Origin of the sequence: Streptomyces coffeae (genome assembly GCF_016741875.1) — a bacterium.
Lineage (GTDB): Bacteria > Actinomycetota > Actinomycetes > Streptomycetales > Streptomycetaceae > Streptomyces > Streptomyces coffeae.
Window position 1 is genome coordinate 1 of record NZ_JAERRF010000182.1, and the last position, 555, is coordinate 555.

The window sequence follows — 555 nt, forward strand, 5'->3', positions numbered from 1 at the left end:
GACGACGCTCGGTGACCCGATCGAGGCGCAGGCGCTGTTGGCGACGTATGGGCAGGGGCGTGAGGGTGGGGATCCGTTGTGGCTGGGGTCTATCAAGTCGAATATCGGGCACACTCAGGCGGCTGCGGGTGTGGCTGGTGTGATCAAGATGGTGATGGCGCTGCGGGAGCAGCAGCTGCCGAAGTCACTGCACGCCGATATGCCGTCGTCCCATGTGGACTGGGAGTCCGGTGCGGTGGAGTTGCTGGCGGAGACGCGTGCGTGGCCGCGGCGCGTGAAGCGTGTGCGTCGGGCGGGTGTGTCTTCGTTCGGGATCAGTGGAACGAATGCGCACGTGATCATCGAGGAGGCACCGGCCGCCGAGTCGGCGGTTGCTGAGGAGAAGCCTTCGAGTGTGTTGCCGGTAGTGCCTTGGGTGTTGTCGGGGCGGAGTGCGGGGGCGCTTGAGGCGCAGGCCGAGCGGCTGGTGGCCTTCGTTGAGGAGAAGCCTGAGTGCTCGCCGGTGGATGTGGGTGTGGCGTTGGCGACGGGGCGGGCTGTGCTGGAGCACCGTGC

At 67.0% G+C, this 555-nt stretch carries 1 protein-coding gene; it reads left to right on the forward strand.

Annotation, left to right across the window (positions count from 1 at the left end; all coding sequences use genetic code 11):
* A partial coding sequence (locus tag JK363_RS41575; RefSeq protein ID WP_201883510.1) for a ketoacyl-synthetase C-terminal extension domain-containing protein occupies positions 1–555 on the forward strand: 555 nt, incomplete at both ends.